The organism is Actinacidiphila paucisporea, from assembly GCF_900142575.1.
In the GTDB taxonomy this organism is placed as follows: domain Bacteria; phylum Actinomycetota; class Actinomycetes; order Streptomycetales; family Streptomycetaceae; genus Actinacidiphila; species Actinacidiphila paucisporea.
This window is the reverse complement of the sequence record NZ_FRBI01000003.1, coordinates 96,827-112,773: the sequence shown is the minus strand read 5'-3', so window position 1 is coordinate 112,773 and position 15,947 is coordinate 96,827. Positions and strand designations below refer to the sequence as shown.

The 15,947-nt window shown below is 72.1% G+C and carries 10 protein-coding genes; 1 reads left to right on the top strand and 9 read right to left on the bottom strand.

The genetic code is table 11. The annotated features are described in order from the left end of the window. Positions 1-45: 45 nt before the first annotated feature. The 4 genes from BUE44_RS06560 to BUE44_RS06545 form a co-directional block, all read right to left on the bottom strand. Positions 46-1,056: a LacI family DNA-binding transcriptional regulator gene (locus BUE44_RS06560; protein ID WP_073494793.1), complete on the bottom strand. Its 1,011-nt coding sequence runs from the start codon at positions 1,054-1,056 to the stop codon at positions 46-48. A gap of 102 nt (positions 1,057-1,158) precedes the next feature. Continuing rightward, on the bottom strand, positions 1,159-2,109 hold the full coding sequence (locus BUE44_RS06555; RefSeq protein ID WP_073494791.1) for a carbohydrate ABC transporter permease: 951 nt from the start codon (positions 2,107-2,109) through the stop codon (positions 1,159-1,161). After that, positions 2,106-3,134, bottom strand: coding sequence for an ABC transporter permease (locus tag BUE44_RS06550; RefSeq protein ID WP_079189536.1), 1,029 nt, complete (start codon positions 3,132-3,134; stop codon positions 2,106-2,108). The genes BUE44_RS06555 and BUE44_RS06550 overlap by 4 nt, the downstream gene beginning before the upstream one ends. A gap of 31 nt (positions 3,135-3,165) precedes the next feature. Continuing rightward, positions 3,166-4,863, bottom strand: a complete 1,698-nt coding sequence (locus tag BUE44_RS06545; RefSeq protein WP_073494789.1) for an ABC transporter substrate-binding protein — start codon at positions 4,861-4,863, stop codon at positions 3,166-3,168. Positions 4,864-5,340: 477 nt separating this feature from the next. On the opposite strand from BUE44_RS06545, the gene BUE44_RS06540 reads away from it, so the two are divergent. After that, positions 5,341-8,262, top strand: a complete 2,922-nt coding sequence (locus BUE44_RS06540; protein ID WP_235001937.1) for a glycoside hydrolase family 3 protein — start codon at positions 5,341-5,343, stop codon at positions 8,260-8,262. A 144-nt stretch (positions 8,263-8,406) separates the two neighbouring features. Here the strand turns inward: BUE44_RS06540 and BUE44_RS06535 are convergent, their stop codons facing one another. From BUE44_RS06535 to BUE44_RS06515, 5 genes are all read right to left on the bottom strand, one after another. Further along, entirely contained in the window at positions 8,407-10,701 is a 2,295-nt protein-coding gene (locus BUE44_RS06535) for a glycoside hydrolase family 95 protein (protein WP_073494787.1), read from the bottom strand. Positions 10,702-10,817: 116 nt separating this feature from the next. Next, a complete protein-coding gene (locus BUE44_RS06530) occupies positions 10,818-11,018 on the bottom strand; it encodes a hypothetical protein (protein WP_073494785.1) in 201 nt (66 codons plus the stop codon). Next, positions 11,015-11,758, bottom strand: a complete 744-nt coding sequence (locus BUE44_RS06525) for a hypothetical protein (protein ID WP_073494783.1) — start codon at positions 11,756-11,758, stop codon at positions 11,015-11,017. Before BUE44_RS06525 ends, BUE44_RS06530 begins: the two co-directional genes overlap by 4 nt. Before the next feature lie 167 nt (positions 11,759-11,925). Beyond that, positions 11,926-12,339, bottom strand: a complete 414-nt coding sequence (locus tag BUE44_RS39725; protein ID WP_079189534.1) for an ArsR/SmtB family transcription factor — start codon at positions 12,337-12,339, stop codon at positions 11,926-11,928. Positions 12,340-12,691: 352 nt separating this feature from the next. Beyond that, positions 12,692-15,871, bottom strand: a complete 3,180-nt coding sequence (locus BUE44_RS06515) for an AfsR/SARP family transcriptional regulator (protein WP_073494781.1) — start codon at positions 15,869-15,871, stop codon at positions 12,692-12,694. Positions 15,872-15,947: the final 76 nt, after the last annotated feature.

Sequence of the window (15,947 nt, the reverse complement as noted above, 5' to 3'; positions counted from 1 at the left end):
GTGCGAAGGGGATCGATGCGAAGGGGGATCGGTGGGCGGGCCGGGTCAGCGGACCGGCGCCGGGCCGCTGCTCTCGCGCGGGGTGAGGACCGGGGTGAGCAGGCTGACCTCGGCGGTGGGCCGGTCGTCGAGCCGGTTCATCACCAACTCCACCGCCTGCCGCCCGAGTTCGTGCGCCGGGCCGGTCACGGCGGTGAGCCGCGGCGAATACTGCTCGGCCAGCGGGTCGGGGCACAGCGCCACGACCGAGGCGTCCTCGGGCACGACCCGGCCGCTGGTGCGCAGCAGGCTCAGCAGCGGGCCGATCGCGCCCTCGTTCTGCACCACGAAGCCGGTGGTGTCCGGGCGGTCGGCGAGGATGCGGGACAGCGCGCCGGCAGTGCTCTCGTAACTGCCCTCGCAGGGCCGGTGCAGCACCCGCAGCCCGCGCTGGGCGGCCCGCTCGCGGAAGCCGCTCAGCGTCCGTTCGGCATAGCCGGCGTGCCGCTGGTAGACGCCGGGTGCGTAGCCGATGAAGGCGATGTCCTGGTGGCCGAGGTCGGCGAGGTGCTCGGCGCACAGCGCGCCCGCCCCGGCGAAGTCGTGGTCCACGCAGGCCAGTCCGCGGGAGTCGGCGGGCAGGCCGATCAGCGCCGCGTGCGTACCGGTCTCGCGCAGCACCGGGATGCGGGCGTCGTCGAGCTCGACGTCCATCAGGATCACCCCGTCGGCCAGGCCGCTCGCCGCGACCCGGCGCAGGCCCTCGGGGCCCTCGTCGTTGGTGATGAGCAGCACGTCGTAACCGTGGCTGCGGGCCGCGACGGTCACGGAGATGGCGATCTCCATCATGATCGGCACGTAGACGTCCGTCCTGAGCGGGACGACCAGCGCGATGATGTGCGACCGCTTCCCGGCCAGCGCCCGGGCGCCGGCGTTTGGGTGGTAGCCGAGTTCGCTGATCGCCTTCTCGACCCGCTCCCTCGTCGGGGTCGAGATCGAGCGCTTGCCGCTGAGGACGTAGCTCACGGTGCTCGCGGAGACGCCCGCGTGCTTGGCCACCTCAGCCAGTGTCACCATGCTGGTGAACCCTTCGTTCGTGCTGCTGGTTCGGTTCTGTGGGGCCGGTCCCGTCACGCAGCGGGGGATGGGCGTGCGGGACCGGCCCTGCCTTGTGGGGGTTCAGCCCTTGATCGCCCCGGTAAGCATGCCCTTCGCGAAGTGCTTCTGCATGAAGGGGAAGACGAGCATGATCGGCAGCAGGGTGAGCACCACGACCGCCATCTGGAGCGACAGCGGCGCCGTCTGCGAGTGGCCTGACACGCCGAAGCCCGAATTCACCTGGCCCGGCATGTTCATACCCAGGTTGACGTATTCGTACAGCACGTACTGGAGCGGCCATTTCTGGCTGTCGGCCGGCATGTAGAGCATCACGTTGAAGAAGGTGTTCCAGTAGCCGACCGCGTAGAAGAGGGTGATGACCGCGGTGACCGCGCGCGAGGTCGGCAGCACCACCGACCACAGGATGCGCCACTCGCTCGCGCCGTCCATCCGTGCCGCGTCGATGAGTTCGGCGGCGGTGCTCGAATAGAAGCTGCGCAGCACCAGGATGTTGAAGACGCTCACCGCGCTCGGCAGGATCAGCGACCAGTACTTGCCGTAGCCGCCCAGCTCGCTGACCACCAGGAAGGTCGGGATCAGGCCGCCGCTGACGAACATCGTGAGGACCAGCAGCATCAGCAGGAAGCGGTGGCCGAGCGACCGGGAGCGCGACAGGCCGTAGGCGCACAGCACCGAGACGACCATGGAGATGGCCGTGCCGACCACGGTGATGGCGAGCGTGACCACCAGCGCGCGGCGCACCGGTCCGCCGCTGAGCATCGTCGTGTACGGGTCGAAGGTGATGCCGTCGGGGACCAGGACCAGGCCGCCGGCCCGGTTGATCGCGCCCGGCGTGGAGACGCTGGTCAGCACCACGCAGTAGACGGGGACGATGATCAGCAGCACCACGGTGCCGAGCGTGAGGCCCTTGGCGGTCTGGCCGGCCGCGGTGGGCGGCTCTTCCCAGACGGGCCGGTGGGGGTTGCGCGGACGGCTGCGCCCGCGGACGGGAGGTGCGGTGAGGGTGGTCATTTCCGGTACAGTCCGTCCTCGCCGAAGCGGTGGGCCAGCTTGTTGGCACCCCAGATGAGCAGCAGCGAGATCACGCTCTTGAAGATGCCCGCGGCGGCGCCGTAGCTGTAGTTCTGGGTGCCGATGCCGTAGTAGAAGGAGAAGGTGTCCAGGACGTCGGCGGCGTCGTGGCCGACCGCGAAGCGCTGGATCAGCAGCTGCTCGAAGCCGACGGACAGCGCGTTGCCCAGCCGCAGCACCAGCATCAGCACGATGACGCTGCGCATGCCGGGCAGCGTGATGTGCCACAGCCGCCGCCAGCGACCGGCGCCGTCGGACGCGGCCGCCTCGTAGAGGTTCTGGTCGATCGCGGACAGCGCGGCGAGGAAGACGATGATCCCCCAGCCGGCGTCCTTCCACACCACCTGCGAGGTGACCAGCAGCGAGAAGGTGTGCGGGTTGGTCATGAAGTCCCAGGTGCCGGCGTTGTGCTGGCGCAGGAACTGGTTGAGCAGGCCCGCGCCGCCGATCATCTGCTGGAAGAGGGTGACGACCAGCACCCAGGAGTAGAAGTGCGGCAGGAAGGTGATCGCCTGGACCACCGACCTGATGCGGGAGTTGAGCACCGAGTTGAGCAGCAGCGCCAGCAGGATGGGTATCGGGAAGAACAGCACCAGCTGGACGGCGCTGATGTAGAGGGTGTTCTCCATCGCGTGCCAGAACAGCGGGTCGCCGAACAGCTGGCGGAAGTTGGCCAGGCCCGCCCACTGGCTGTTGCGGATGCCGTCCAGCGGGTCGTAGTACTGGAAGGCGGTGATGGTGCCGACCATCGGCAGGTAGTTGAAGACCAGCAGCAGGCCCACGGCGGGCAGCGTCATCAGGATCAGCGACTTGTCGCGGCGCAGCCGGACCCGCCAGTTGAGCCGGTCGACCTGTGGGGCGGTGCCCGCGCTGCTCGCGGTCGTACGGCCGGCACCCCCGTCGCCGGCCGGGCGGTCGCTGCTGTCCTGCTCGTCCTCGCCCTGTTCGGCGACGGTCGACACCATCGTTCCTCCTCGGTGATGCGTCCGGCCTGACCTACTGGCCGGTGCCGAGCTTGTCCATGACGGTGGTCTGGTACCACTGGACGAGGGCGTCGCCGCCGCCGCTGCCCTTCCAGGTGCTGAGCGCGTCCTGGAAGGCCGAGACTGGCTTGATGCCGTGGTAGACGTCCTTGATGGTGTCCTCGACGGCCTGCGCGGCGTCGGCGGTGGCGTACCGCTGCGGCACGGTGATGTTCATGTTCCAGAACACCGGCTTGTACGCGTACGTCGCCGCGAGCGAGTTCCAGGTGCAGTGGTCCTTGGTCACGTCCGGGTAGTCGGGGTTGGAGATGACGTTGCCCGGGGTGGCGAGGAAGGGGAAGGTCTGCGCCTGGACGTCTGCCATGCCCGACTTGGTGGGCGTCGGGCCGTGGGCGCCCATGGTGTAGTCGGTGCCCTCCACGCCGAAGTTGACCAGGGTGTATTCCGCGCTGCCGAAGGGCGCCGCCAGGTAGTTGGCGATCCGCAGGCACTCCTGGATCTGGGCCGGCTTGAGGTTGGCGTTGAGGTAGCTGAACTCGCCCGCGGAGGGGTTGAGGAAGAGCCGCGGCGGCTTCGTGCCGTCGGCGGAGAAGGGCTTGAAGGACTCCCGGCGGTAGCTCTTGTTCGCCGCGATGCCGGCCAGCGCGTCCGCCTCGTTCCAGGCGCCGGTGCCGTCGGCGGTGATCAGTACCTTGCCCGCGTAGAAGCGGGTCTTGGCGTCGTTGTTGTTGCCCGCCAGCGCGTCGGGGTGGACGTAACCGGACTTGGCGACCTTGTGGCACCAGTTGAGCGCCTCGATGAACTCGGGCTGCTCGTACTTGTGCACCAGCTTGCCGTTGGTGACGGTGAACTTGTACGAGAAGTCGAACATCTGGAAGATGTACGGCCACAGGTCGTCGAAGGCCCACACGCCGCCCTTGGCGTCGGTCAGCTCCTTGCCCAGGTTCAGCAGGTCGTCGCAGGACTTGACGTCGTCGGCGTTGATGCCCTTCGAGCGGAAGACGTCACCGCGGTAGAAATACTGGCCCGGCAGGCCGAATCCGCTGGCGAAGCTCGGTATGCCGTAGAGCTTGTCCTGCCACATGCCGGCCGTCCAGGCGCCGGTGGGCAGGGCGGCCAGGTTCGGGTACTGCTTGACCTTGTCGCCGGCCAGGTAGGGGGTGAGGTCGGCGAGCTGGGTGCCGCACAGCTCGCCGACCTTGAACTGCGCGTTCCACCAGCCGGGCAGCTGCACCCAGTCGGGCAGCTTGCGGGCCGCGGTCAGCGTCGGGATCGTGTTGGCGTAGGTGACGCCGTTGGCCGGCTTCATGGTCAACGTGGCGCCCAGGGCCTTGTTCATGGCCTGGTAGAACGAGTTGCCCGCCGCCGGGATGGTGCCCCACAGCGGGGTCAGCGCGGTGTAGTGGCCTCCCGCGCCCGGCACTTCGGCGACCGACTTCACCGGGCTGGCCGGGTACTTCAGGATGCCGGGGTCGGTGACCGCGCTGCCGGAACCGGTGGTCGAGGGGATGTCCGCCTGCACGGCGGTGCTCGCGACGTACGTCGGCAGTGCGGCGGCCGCGCCCTTCTTGCTGTTCGTACCGCCCTTGCGCCGGGTCGCGCTGTTGCCGCCGCCACCGCCGCACGCGGACAGCAGCGGTGACATGGCGGCGGCGCCGGCGACGGCGACCGCGCCGTTCACCAAGGATCTGCGGTTCAACTCGATGCTCATGATGGGGCGGCCCTTCGCCTGAGAGGTTCCGTGACGAGCGTCGTGCAGGTGGGAGAAGTCCTGGCGTCGCAGCGACGGGATGCCGTCCGCATCAATCGAAGCGCTTCGACGTAGCGGCGAGACTAGCCACGGCCTATCCGTTCGACAAGGGGTCGCGCAGGACCAGTTCGTGGACGGGGCAGTTGCGCTGGTCGAGCCATACGAGCTGGTCAGGGAGGGGAGTTGGGGCACGTAATCGTTTTCGGGCGGTGTAACGATCAGTCGCGGTGACATGGTTGACACGGCCGCGATGCACATGTCAGCGTCGAAGCGTTTCACCTGGCGGTGCGGGTACGGGATTCGCGGCCCGCACCGGCCGCGTACCGCAACGTCCGTGTTCCGCACCGGCCGCGTACCGCCGCGTACCCGGCTCCGCACGTCCCGCTCTCCGGTGCCCGGCACCGGCCCAACGCCGCACTCTGCAAGGGGTTCCCCGCTGTGAGTACCGTCTCCGTGCCCGCCGAGCTGCCCGCCGAGCCGCCCGTGGACCAGCTGCCTTTCCGCGACCCGGCCCGCCCGCTGGCCGAGCGCGTCGAGGACCTGCTGTCCCGGCTCACGCCCGACGAGCGGATCGCGATGCTGCACCAGTACGGTCCCGCGATCCCGCGGCTCGGCGTGGAGCCCTTCCGCACCGGCACCGAGGCGCTGCACGGCGTCGGCTGGCTCGGCCCCGCCACCACCTTCCCGCAGGCCGTCGGCCTCGGCGCGACGTGGGACGACGAGCTGCTGCGGGCCGTCGGCACCGCCACCTCGACCGAACTGCGGGCCTTCCACCAGCACAGGAAGCCCGCCCACGGCACCGGGCGGCACAGCCTCCAGGCCTGGGCCCCGGTGGTCAACCTGCTGCGCGACCCGCGCTGGGGCCGCAACGAGGAGGGCTATTCAGAGGACGCCCTGCTGTCCGCGAGCCTCGGCGACGCCTTCTGCCGCGGCATGTCCGGCGACGACCCCGAGCGGCTGCGCACCGCCCCGATCCTCAAGCACTTCCTCGCCTACAACAACGAGGACGAGCGCTACACGACGTCGTCCAGCGTACGCCCGCGCGTGCTGCACGAATACGATCTCGCCGCCTTCCGGCAGGCCGTCGCCACCGGGTCGGCGACCGGCGTGATGGCCGCGTACAACCTGGTCAACGGCCGCCCCTGCCACGTCAGTCCGCTGCTGGAGACAGAACTGCGGCGCTGGGCGCTCCCCACCGGCCACGAGCTCTTCGTCGTCAGCGACGCCGAGGCGCCGTCCAACCTGGTCGACCTGGAGCACTACTTCGACGACCACGCCACCTCGCACGCCGCCGCCCTCAAGGCCGGCATCGACTCCTTCACCGACCACGGCGAGGACACCCGGACGACCTTCGGCCGGATCAGCGAGGCCGTCGCCCGCGGCCTGCTCACCGAGGCCGACATCGACCGGGCCGTCCGGCGGCAGCTGTCGATCCGCTTCCGGCTCGGCGAATTCGACCCGGGCCGCGGGCCGTTCGGCGACACCCCGTGGGAGGTGGTCGACTCGCCCGAACACCGGGCGCTGGCGCTGCGGGCGGCGACGGAGTCGATCGTGCTGCTCAAGAACGCGGCGGCCGCGCCTGCGGCCGGGGCCGCGGACGGCGGCGCGTTGCTGCCGCTCGCCGTCGAGGGGCGGCGGGTCGCGGTCGTCGGGCCGCTCGCCGACAGCCTCTTCGAGGACTGGTACAGCGGCACGATGCCCTACCGGGTCACCGCCGCGGACGGCCTGCGCGCGGCCGTCGACGCCCGCGGCGGGGAGACCGTCGTGGTCGAGGGCGTCGACCGCGTCGTGCTGCGCGCCGCCTCCACCGGCGGGCTGCTCACCGCGGCCGGCGCCGACGCGCGCCTCGTGGTGGCCGACACCCGACTCGACGACGAGGCGGCCCAGTTCGACCTCTTCGACTGGGACCTCGGCGTCCTCACCCTGCGCAACGCGCGCACCGGCCGCTACGCCGGCCTCGTCGATGCCGACCAGTCGCTCGCCGCCGACCGCGTACAGCCCGCCGGCTGGGACGTCCACGAGACCTTCGGGCTGGAGCCGGTCGGCGACGGCACGGAGGCGCTGCGGTGCGTCTGCACGGGTCGCTACGCCGTGGTCGACCCGACCAGTGGCGAGGTGACCGTCACCGCACAACGGGTCGAGGACGCCGAGCACTTCACGCGTACGGTCGTACGCGACGGCGTCGCCGAGGCCGTCACCGCGGCCGCCGGGGCCGACGCCGTCGTGCTGGTCGTCGGCAACGACCCGCACATCAACGGGCGCGAGACGCAGGACCGGGCCGGCATCGCCCTCGCGCCCGCGCACGAAACGCTGGTGCGGGAAGTCGCCGCCGCGCGGCCCGAGACGGTGCTCGTCGTCATGAGCAGTTACCCCTACGCCGTCGACTGGGCCGACGCCCACGTCCCCGCCGTGCTGTGGACCTCCCACGGCGGCCAGGAGACCGGCCGCGCCCTGGCCTCGGTGATCCTCGGCGAGGCCGACCCCGCGGGCCGGCTCCCCCAGACCTGGTACCGCGGCGACGACGAGCTGCCCGCGCGGCTCGACTACGACATCATCAAGGCCGGCTGGACCTACCAGTACCACCGCGCCGCCCCGCTCTACGCCTTCGGACACGGCCTGTCCTACACCGACTTCACCCTCACCGACCTCGCGCTGTCCGACTCCCCGACCCCGCAGGACGGCACGGTGACGGCGACCGTCACCATCACCAACCGCGGTCCGCGCAGCGGCGTCGAGACGGTCCAGCTCTACGTACGGGCGGTCGCCGCGGCCGCTTACGAGGCGCCGCTCCTGCGGCTGGCCGGCTACCGCAAGGTGCGCCTCGCGGCGGGCGCGTCCACCTCCGTCAGCTTCCCGCTGGCGGTGGCCGACGCGCTGGCGCACTGGTCGGTGGCGTCGGGCGGCTTCGCCGTCGAGTCCGGTGCGTACGAGGTCCTGGCGGGACGTTCCGCGGCGGACCTCCCGCTGTCGGCGGCCCTGACGGTCGACGGGCCCGCGCCCGCGCCGCGCGGCCTCGGCGCCGTGGTCCGGGCGGTCGACTTCGACGACTACGCCGACATCGAACTGGTCGACGGCGACGCCGTCGCCCCCTGCGCCGACTCGGCGACCCTGCGCTACCGCGCCCTCTCCCTCACGGGCGCGCGGTCGTTCACCGCGGAGGTCTCCCGCACCTCCGCGGCCCCCTCCCACCTGACGCTGTGGGCGGGCCCGACCCTCCTGTGCACGCTGCCCATCCCCTCCACCACCAACGACGCCTGGACCACGGTCGCCACCGAACTCGCCGCCCCGGCGGGCGTCCACGAGGTCCGCCTCGTGCTCCACGGCGAGCAGCGCGTACGAAGCTTCCGCTTCGAGGGGTAACCGCCCCGGGGCGCCGGCACTCGTGGACGGGCTGGGCGTCGGTCGCCGACCGGGAGGGGGGTTCGGTCTGTCCGAACCCCCCTCCCGGTGGTGAGTCGGGCGGGCGGTGGTTCGCGCGTCCGGTGGGGCCCGTCCGGGCTCGGTTCAGGGGACGAGGCAGTACGGGACGCCGGCCGGGAGGGCGAGGTGGCGGGTGGCGGACGGCCAGCGGACGGTGAGGGTGGTGGGGTGGGCGGCGCGCAACACCGCGGAGTGGAGGGCGCCGTGGGACCAGGTGAGGCGGTCGACGGTGACGGCGCCGCGGGCTCGCAGGCCGGTGGCCTCGCCGGAGGGCCACGACGGGGGGAGGGCGGGGAGGAGGTCGAGGACGTCGGTGTGGGACTGGACGAGGAGTTCCGCGAGGGCCGCCGTCGCCCCGAAGTTGCCGTCGATCTGGAAGGGCGGGTGCGCGCAGAGCAGGGACGGGTAGACGCCGCCGCCGTCCGCGTCGGTCTCGACCGGGCGGAGCATCACGCCGAGCATGCGGTGGGCCGCGGCCCCGTCGCCGAGGCGGGCCCACAGGGCGATCTTCCACGCCGTGGACCAGCCCGTGCCCTCGTCGCCGCGCAGCTCAAGGCTGCGGCGGGCCGCCGCCCGCAGGGCCGGGTCGGTGAGGGCGGCGCCGGGGAAGAGGCCGACCAGGTGCGAGAGATGGCGGTGGTGGGGCTCGGTCTCGGGCCGCTCGATGTGCCATTCGAGGAGTTCGCCGCGGCTGCCGACGGCGAGCGGCCGCAGTCGCGGCAGTGCGGCGGCGATGTCGGCGAGCAGCGCGGGATCGGCCGCGGGACCTGCCGCCGTCGCGGACTCCACCAGGAAGCCGAGGAGTTCACGTGCCAGCGTGAGGTCCATGGCCGTGGACAGGTCCACGGACGCCGGCCCGTCCGCCGTCGCGAAACGGTTCTCGGGTGACGTGGCGGGGCCCGTCACGAGGTAGCCCTCGGCGTCCTCGGTGAGCACGCCGAGCAGGAAGCGGGCGGCGCCCGCGGCGACGGGCCATGCGCGTTCGCGCAGGAAGCGGGTGTCGAGGCCGTACCGCCAGTGCTCGGCCAGGTGCAGGGAGAGCCAGGCGCCGGCGAGCGGCCAGTGCGACCACACGGGGTCGTCGTTGCCGTCCCCGACGGGCCACGTCGCCCGCCACAGGTCGGTGTTGTGGTGGCAGGTCCAGCCGCCGGCGCCGTAGAGGGTCCGGGCGACACCGGTGCCGGCGTCGGCGAGTTCGGTGACGAGGTCGATGAGCGGCAGGTGGCATTCGGGCAGTGCGGTGCTCTCCGCGGGCCAGTAGTTCATCTGCGTGTTGATGTTGACGGTGTAGTCGCAGTGCCAGGGCGGGGTCACGGAGTCGTTCCACAGGCCCTGGAGGTGGGCGGCCTGGGTGCCGGGGCGCGAGCAGGCGAGCAGCAGGTAGCGGCCGAAGTCGAAGAGCAGCGGGGCGAGGTGCTCGTCGCGCGGCCCGTCACCCGACGCCGAGGCGCGCAGCCGTACGTCGACGGGCGCGGCGGCCGGCTCCGGCACGTCGTGCAGCCGCAGCCGTACGCGGTCCATGTGCCCGGCGTGCTCGGCGGTGTGCGCGCCGAGCAGCGCGGGCCAGTCGCGGTGCCAGGCCGCCTGGATCGCGCCGGCGGCCCGCCGCAGGCATGCCTCGCGGTCACCGCCGGTGAAGCCGGTGCGTACGTCGACGAGCACGGTGCACGTACGCACCCCGGTCAGCCGCAACCGGTCGCCGTCCACGGCGACTTCGCCGTCCGCTCTGCGCACGCGGACCAGGGCGGCCGCGGGAGTCGCCGGGTCGCCGTGCTCGATCACCGGCCGCCGGTCGGCGTCGTCGCCGACGTGCGAGGGCGCGGTCAGCAGCAGCGCGAGGCCGTCGTCGCCCGAGGGGCGTACGCGGCTGCGCCGCTGGGGGGTGTGCCAGGACAACTCGGCGTCGAAGCCGGCGGGGTCGTCGGTGCGCAGGTGGATCAGCAGGAGGCCGGTCGCGGTGTCCGCGAACGCCTCCTGCGTGAGGTGGCGGGTGACCTGGCGGGCCACGCCCGCGCGCAGATCCAGCTCGCGCCGCAGGGGCTCGACGTCCGTCCCGCCGCCGGTCCGCAGGACCAGGTCGCCCACCGGCTGCGGGGCTTCCGCGCTCCGCCCCTGCGCCGCCTTCAGCCGCTCTCCGGCGGCGACATGCCTTCCCGCGCGGAGGTCGGCGCGCACGTCGGCGAGCAGGCCCGGCGGCACGGTGGGGACCTCGGCGGTCGGCGGGCCCGACCAGAAGGTGTCCTCGTTGAGCGAGAACCGCTGCTCGTGCGGGGCGCCCCACACCATGGCGCCCAGGCGCCCGTTGCCGAGGGGGATACCGTCGGCCCAGCGCAGGGCGGGGCGGTCGTACCAGAAGGGGGAAACTGCGTCCGGCGCCATGCGTCACACCTGTCCACGTCAGCTCCCCAGCTGCCCCCGACCCTACCGCCCGCCCCAACGGCCGCCGAGAGGCGGTCGAGAGGCGGTCGAGGAGGTCGGGCGCGACAGGCGGCGGCTCAGCGCCGGGTCGCGCCCCGCAGCGACAGGGCGAGCAGCGCGACGACCACCACCGGCGGCAGCCACCACGCGTTGACGCCCGCCGCCACCAACCCCGCGGTGGCGCCCAGTGCGAGGACGACGCCGAGCGCGATGCGCCAGTCGTCGCCGACCACGAAGTCGTACCAGAAGGCGCAGAAGGCGCGCAGCCGCCGCTTCATGCCGCCGCTCCCGTCGCGCCGTGGCGCCGCAGCAGCGCGGCGCAGCCCGCCGCCAGTATCGCGACGGCGGGGACGATGACCAGCAGGGCCGCGTCCGCGCCCGGCCAGTCCGCGCCCGTGCCCTCGGTCGACCAGAACAGGCCGAAGGCGGTGAGCATCGTGCCGACGGCGAACTTCATCGTGTTCTCCGGCACCTTGGCGAGCGGTGCCCGCACCGCGACGCCAACGCCCGCGACGACCGCCACCGCGGCGACCGCGCCCAGCACCGCGACCGGCACGTCGTGCTGGTTGGTGCCGAACGTGACGACGATGAAGGCGACTTCGAGTCCTTCGAGGAAGACCCCTTTGAAGGACAGCGTGAAGGCGTACCAGTCACGTACGGCCCCGCGCCCGCCCGCCTCGGCAGCCTCCGCCGCGGCGACCTGCTTGGCGTAGCGGACCTCCTCGTCGTGCAGCGCCTTGTGCCCCGACGCGCGCAGCACCGCCTTGCGCAGCCACTGCAACCCGAAGACCAGCAGCAGGCCGCCGACCACCAACCTCAGCCCGCCCAGCGGGATCAGCCCGATGGCCGGCCCCAGCGCCCCGACGGTGGCCGCCAGCGCGACGAGCGCCGCGCCCGTGCCCTGCAAGGCCGACCCCCAGTGCCGGCTGGTCCCGGCGGCCAGCACGATGGTCAGCGCCTCGACGGCCTCCACCGCACACGCCACGAACACCGTCGCGAACAGCACCCAGGCACTCACCCGCGCCCCCGTCCCGTCCCGGCACCGCTGCCGGAGCACCGTCTACAGTTCTGTAGTACGTCGGCCCCGAGTCTGCCATGCCGAGGGCCGTAGGTGGTCACCGTCCCGATGGCCGGTCACCGCCGTCGCCGGCCCGCGCGACACGCGGCCTGCCGGGTGCCGGGGGCTCAGTGCCCGGCCGGCGGCCCTCCCCAGGGTGAAGCGCGCCGGTCCAGGCTCTCGTTCCAGAGCCTCCGATACGGGGCCAGCCAGGCGTCCAACTCCGCCAGCGGCTCCGCCCGTATCCGGTACCGCCGCCGCTGCGCGTCGACGGTGACGGTCACCAGTCCCGCGTCCCGCAGCGTCCGCAGATGCTTGGAGACGGCGGGCTGGCTCATCCCCAGCCGCTCCACCAAAAATGCCCAAGGCCTGCCGGGCCGTCTCTGCGAGGGCCCGGCGGGCGAGATGAAGGGGTGAGCTGGGCTACCGGCTGCGGGCGGCCCCCGAAGGTCGGTCAGGCCGGCGCCCCCATGATGATGCACCGGGCGGGCGAAACCGCTCCCGGCGACATGTCCGCCAGGTCGCCCGTGGAGGAGCCCCATGTGGCCGCCCCAGTGGGCGATTTGGCGACCGGTATCCCCGACCAGGGCATTTGACTTGCCTCTGGCATATGCGGGAGAGTAGCCGCCGTGGGAGGCGCGGAGTCGACCGTCATGGCTGACGCCGCCTGAGCGGTGGCCGCCCATGTGAGGCAGACCATGGCGGAAATAGCCATGGTCTGGGGCACTTTGTTCATTTCGTCCTTGCGGGCTTCGTAATGGTATAGAGGCGCCATAGGCTAGCGTTGGCTGAAATCCCTGCGCAACAAGATCCCTCCTGCGGCACGTGTGGCGATAGAATGTCGCGCACTTCCGCGTGCCGCGTGCCGTCCGGCGCCTCACGGACGGGCCCGGGTCAGTCCGTCAGGCCGTCCTCGATTTCCGCCAGGCGGCGCCGGATGGCCGCGCTCTCCCGGTGCTCTTGGGCCTGGGCCGCCTCGAATGCGCGCCGCAGCAACGTATGAGCCGTGCGCGGGGCGCCGGACGCGAGGTGGACTTCCGCCAGGAGAATCTGCGCCTCCACGACTTCGTCCAGGTCGCGTATTCTCGTGGCCGTCGCCACGGCGGCGGAGAGGTGCTCCGCCGCGGCGTCGAGCCGGCCCGCGTCGAACTCGATCCGGCCGAGGCCCCGCAGGGCCTCCGCGACCTGGTGTGCCGCCCCGATGTCGCGTGCGACCTGGAGTGCTTCGGTGAGGCAGGCGACGGCCTCCGCCGGCTCGCCGTGCTTCGCGTGCGCCACGCCCATGCTGATGAGGGTGTCCGCCTGGCTCTTCCTGTCGGCCAGCGAACGGAAGACCAGGAGCGCGGCTCGGCACAATTCGAGAGACCTTTCGCTGTCCCCCATTTCGGTGAGTACGTCGGCGAGGCTGCCCTGCGCGATGGCCTGTTCGTGCCGGTGCCCGGAATTTCCCAGGCGTGCGATGGCCTCTTCGAAGGCGTCGCGAGCCGCGTCGAGATCTCCGGTCCGCCACGACCACTCGCCGATGTTCACCAGAGCGCTCGCGGCCCACCTTTCGTCGGCGGTTTCCACGAATCCGGCGCGCGCTTTCTGGAAATGCTCGAGCGCGAGGTCGTTCTCGCCGAGATGGAGCCGCGCCACGCCGATGTTGTTGTGCAGCCGGGAAAGGAAGAAGACATCTCCCGTCTCCGCTTTCAAGGTGAAAGCCCGCTGGAAATGGTCAAGGGCGAGCAGGTGCTCGCCGCGGTGCCACTGGAGCGCGCCGACCGTACGGAGCGCCTCCGCCTCGGCGGCCGTGTCGCCCGTCGCGCGGGCGATGTCCTGCGCGCGCCGGCCGGCGTCGGCCGCGCCTTCGTACTGGCCCGTGTTGGCGAGCGCGTCCGACAGGCCGAGCAGCGCCCGGCACAGGTCCGGTGGCTCGCCGTGCTCCGACCAGTGGGCGACGGCCCGTTGCAGCACGTCGACGGTGTGCTGCCAGTAGCACTCGGCGTTGAGGAAGCCGGCGACGCCGAAGGCGAGCCGGGCGGCGAGGTCGGGGTGGCCCTGGGCCACGGCGAAGCGCTCGACGGACAGGATGTTCTCTCGCTCGCTCGTCAGCCAGGTCGCGGCGGCTTCGGCGTCGGCCCAGGTCGGAATGCGCACAGGGTAGTTGGCCGCACCAACGGCCCCGCGCAACCTGCGCGGATAGGCGAGGCGGTCGGCCCGGTCGACGGCCTCGACGTAAAAAGTGATCAAGCGGAGGGCGATCTGCCCGCGAAGGTGTTCGTCATCCTCCGTGGTGACGAGATGGTGGGCGTACTCGTGCAGAAGATCATGGTAGGTGCACCGGTCGGGAACGGTCTCGCGCAGGAGGGCGTACGCCAGCAGCCCTTCCACGACGCGTTCCGCCGCGTCCGGGGAGGTGTTCAGGATTGCGGCGGCGACCGGAACGGTGACGTCCGGTCCCGGGTGGAGGCTGAGCCGGCGGAATGCCTGGCGCTGCGCTTTGGTGAGCGTGCGATAGCTGAGATCGAAGATACGGGTGAGGTCCCGGTCCGCGGTGTCGTGGATCTCGTTGAGGCGCCCCGGGCGGGCCAGGCGGTCCTGGAGGGTGGCGAGCGTCCAGACGCCACGAGCCTGGAACCGGCTGGCGATCAGCTCAAGTGCGAGCGGCAGCCCGCCCAGCAGGTCGACGACGCGGCCCACCGCCGCGAGGTCCCGGGTGCGGTCCTCGCCGGCGAATCGGCGGAAGAGCGCGATCGCGTCCGGGCGCGGCAGCACGTCCAGCCGCACGCAACGGGCCGCGGGCAGCCCGGTGATGTGGCGGCGGCTGGTCAGTATCACCAGCGACGCGGTGTCCTGCGGTAGCAGCGGGCGGACCTGGGCCGCGTCCACGACATCGTCCAGGACGATGACGGCCCGGCGCCGGGCCAGCATGGAGCGCCATAATCCGGCCAATTCGTCCACGTCGACCGGGATGTTGGCGGACGGGGTGCCGAGTGCCCGCAGCAGGGCGGTGAGCGCCTCGGCGGGAGTCAGCGGGTCCTGGAGCGCGGAGTGGGCGCGCAGGTCCAGGTAGAGCTGCGAGTCCGGGTAGCGGTCGGCGAGCCGGGCGGCCGTGTGGACGGCCACGGCCGTCTTGCCGATGCCGCCCATTCCGCTGACGGACTCCAGGGCGACGACCGGGCCGTCGGCCGCGGTGGCGAAGGAGTCGGTGAGGGCGCGCAGTTCGTCGTAGCGGCCGATGAGCGGCGGCTGGCTGGGCAGATTCCGCGGGGCGTGGTCCCCGGCGCCTTCCGGGCGCGGGAGCGCGACGGCCCTCACCGGCGTGCCCGACGTCACGGGGGCGGACGGGGCGGCCGCCGCCCTTACCAGGTCGGCCACCGGGACGTGGTTGAGCACGCCGACGTGGATACGTTCCAGCGCCGGCCCCGGGTGGCCGCCGTACTCCTGCATCAGCACCCGCCGTGCCCTCTCGTAGACCCGCAGCGCGTCGGCGTAGCGCCCGCAGCCGTAGTAGGCGAGCGTGAGGTGGCCGAGCAGGGTTTCGTCGTCGGGGTGCAGGGTTGTCAACGCGACCAGCTCGGCGACGAGTTCGCGGTACCGGCCGAGGCGCAGGTCGACCGCGGTGCGCGAGACCGCGGCCGCGAGACGGCGCTCGGCGAGTGCCGCGCGCACGGTCTCGGCCCACAGGCCCGGCAGTCCGCTGAGGGCTTCGCCCTCCCACAACTCCTCCGCCTGGCGGAAGACCTCGGCTGCGCGGTGGTCCTCGGCGGTGGTGGCGGCGGCGTTCACCAGCCGCTGGTAGCGGTGCCAGTCGACGGTTTCCGGGTCGGCTTCGAGGGTGTAGGTGTGGGTGCGGCCGACGATCCGCGGGGCGTGCGGGGTGGTGCCGGCCCGGCGTAATCGGCCCTTCAGGCGGGAGATGTAGGTGTGGGCGTTCTCGCGCGCGTGCGGCGGCGGATCGCTGTCCCACAGCCGGCTCACCAGAGTGTGCAGAGCGACGGGACGTCCGACGTCCAGCGCGAGAGCGGCCAGGACGGCCCGCTCCTTCAGCGAGCCGAGCTCCAGGCGCTCGCCGCCCACCTGTAACGACACCGACCCCAATAACCGGATTTCCACCAGCGTTCCCCTCTCCGCTGGCCGCGTCCCTGATGATGAGCATGACATGGGC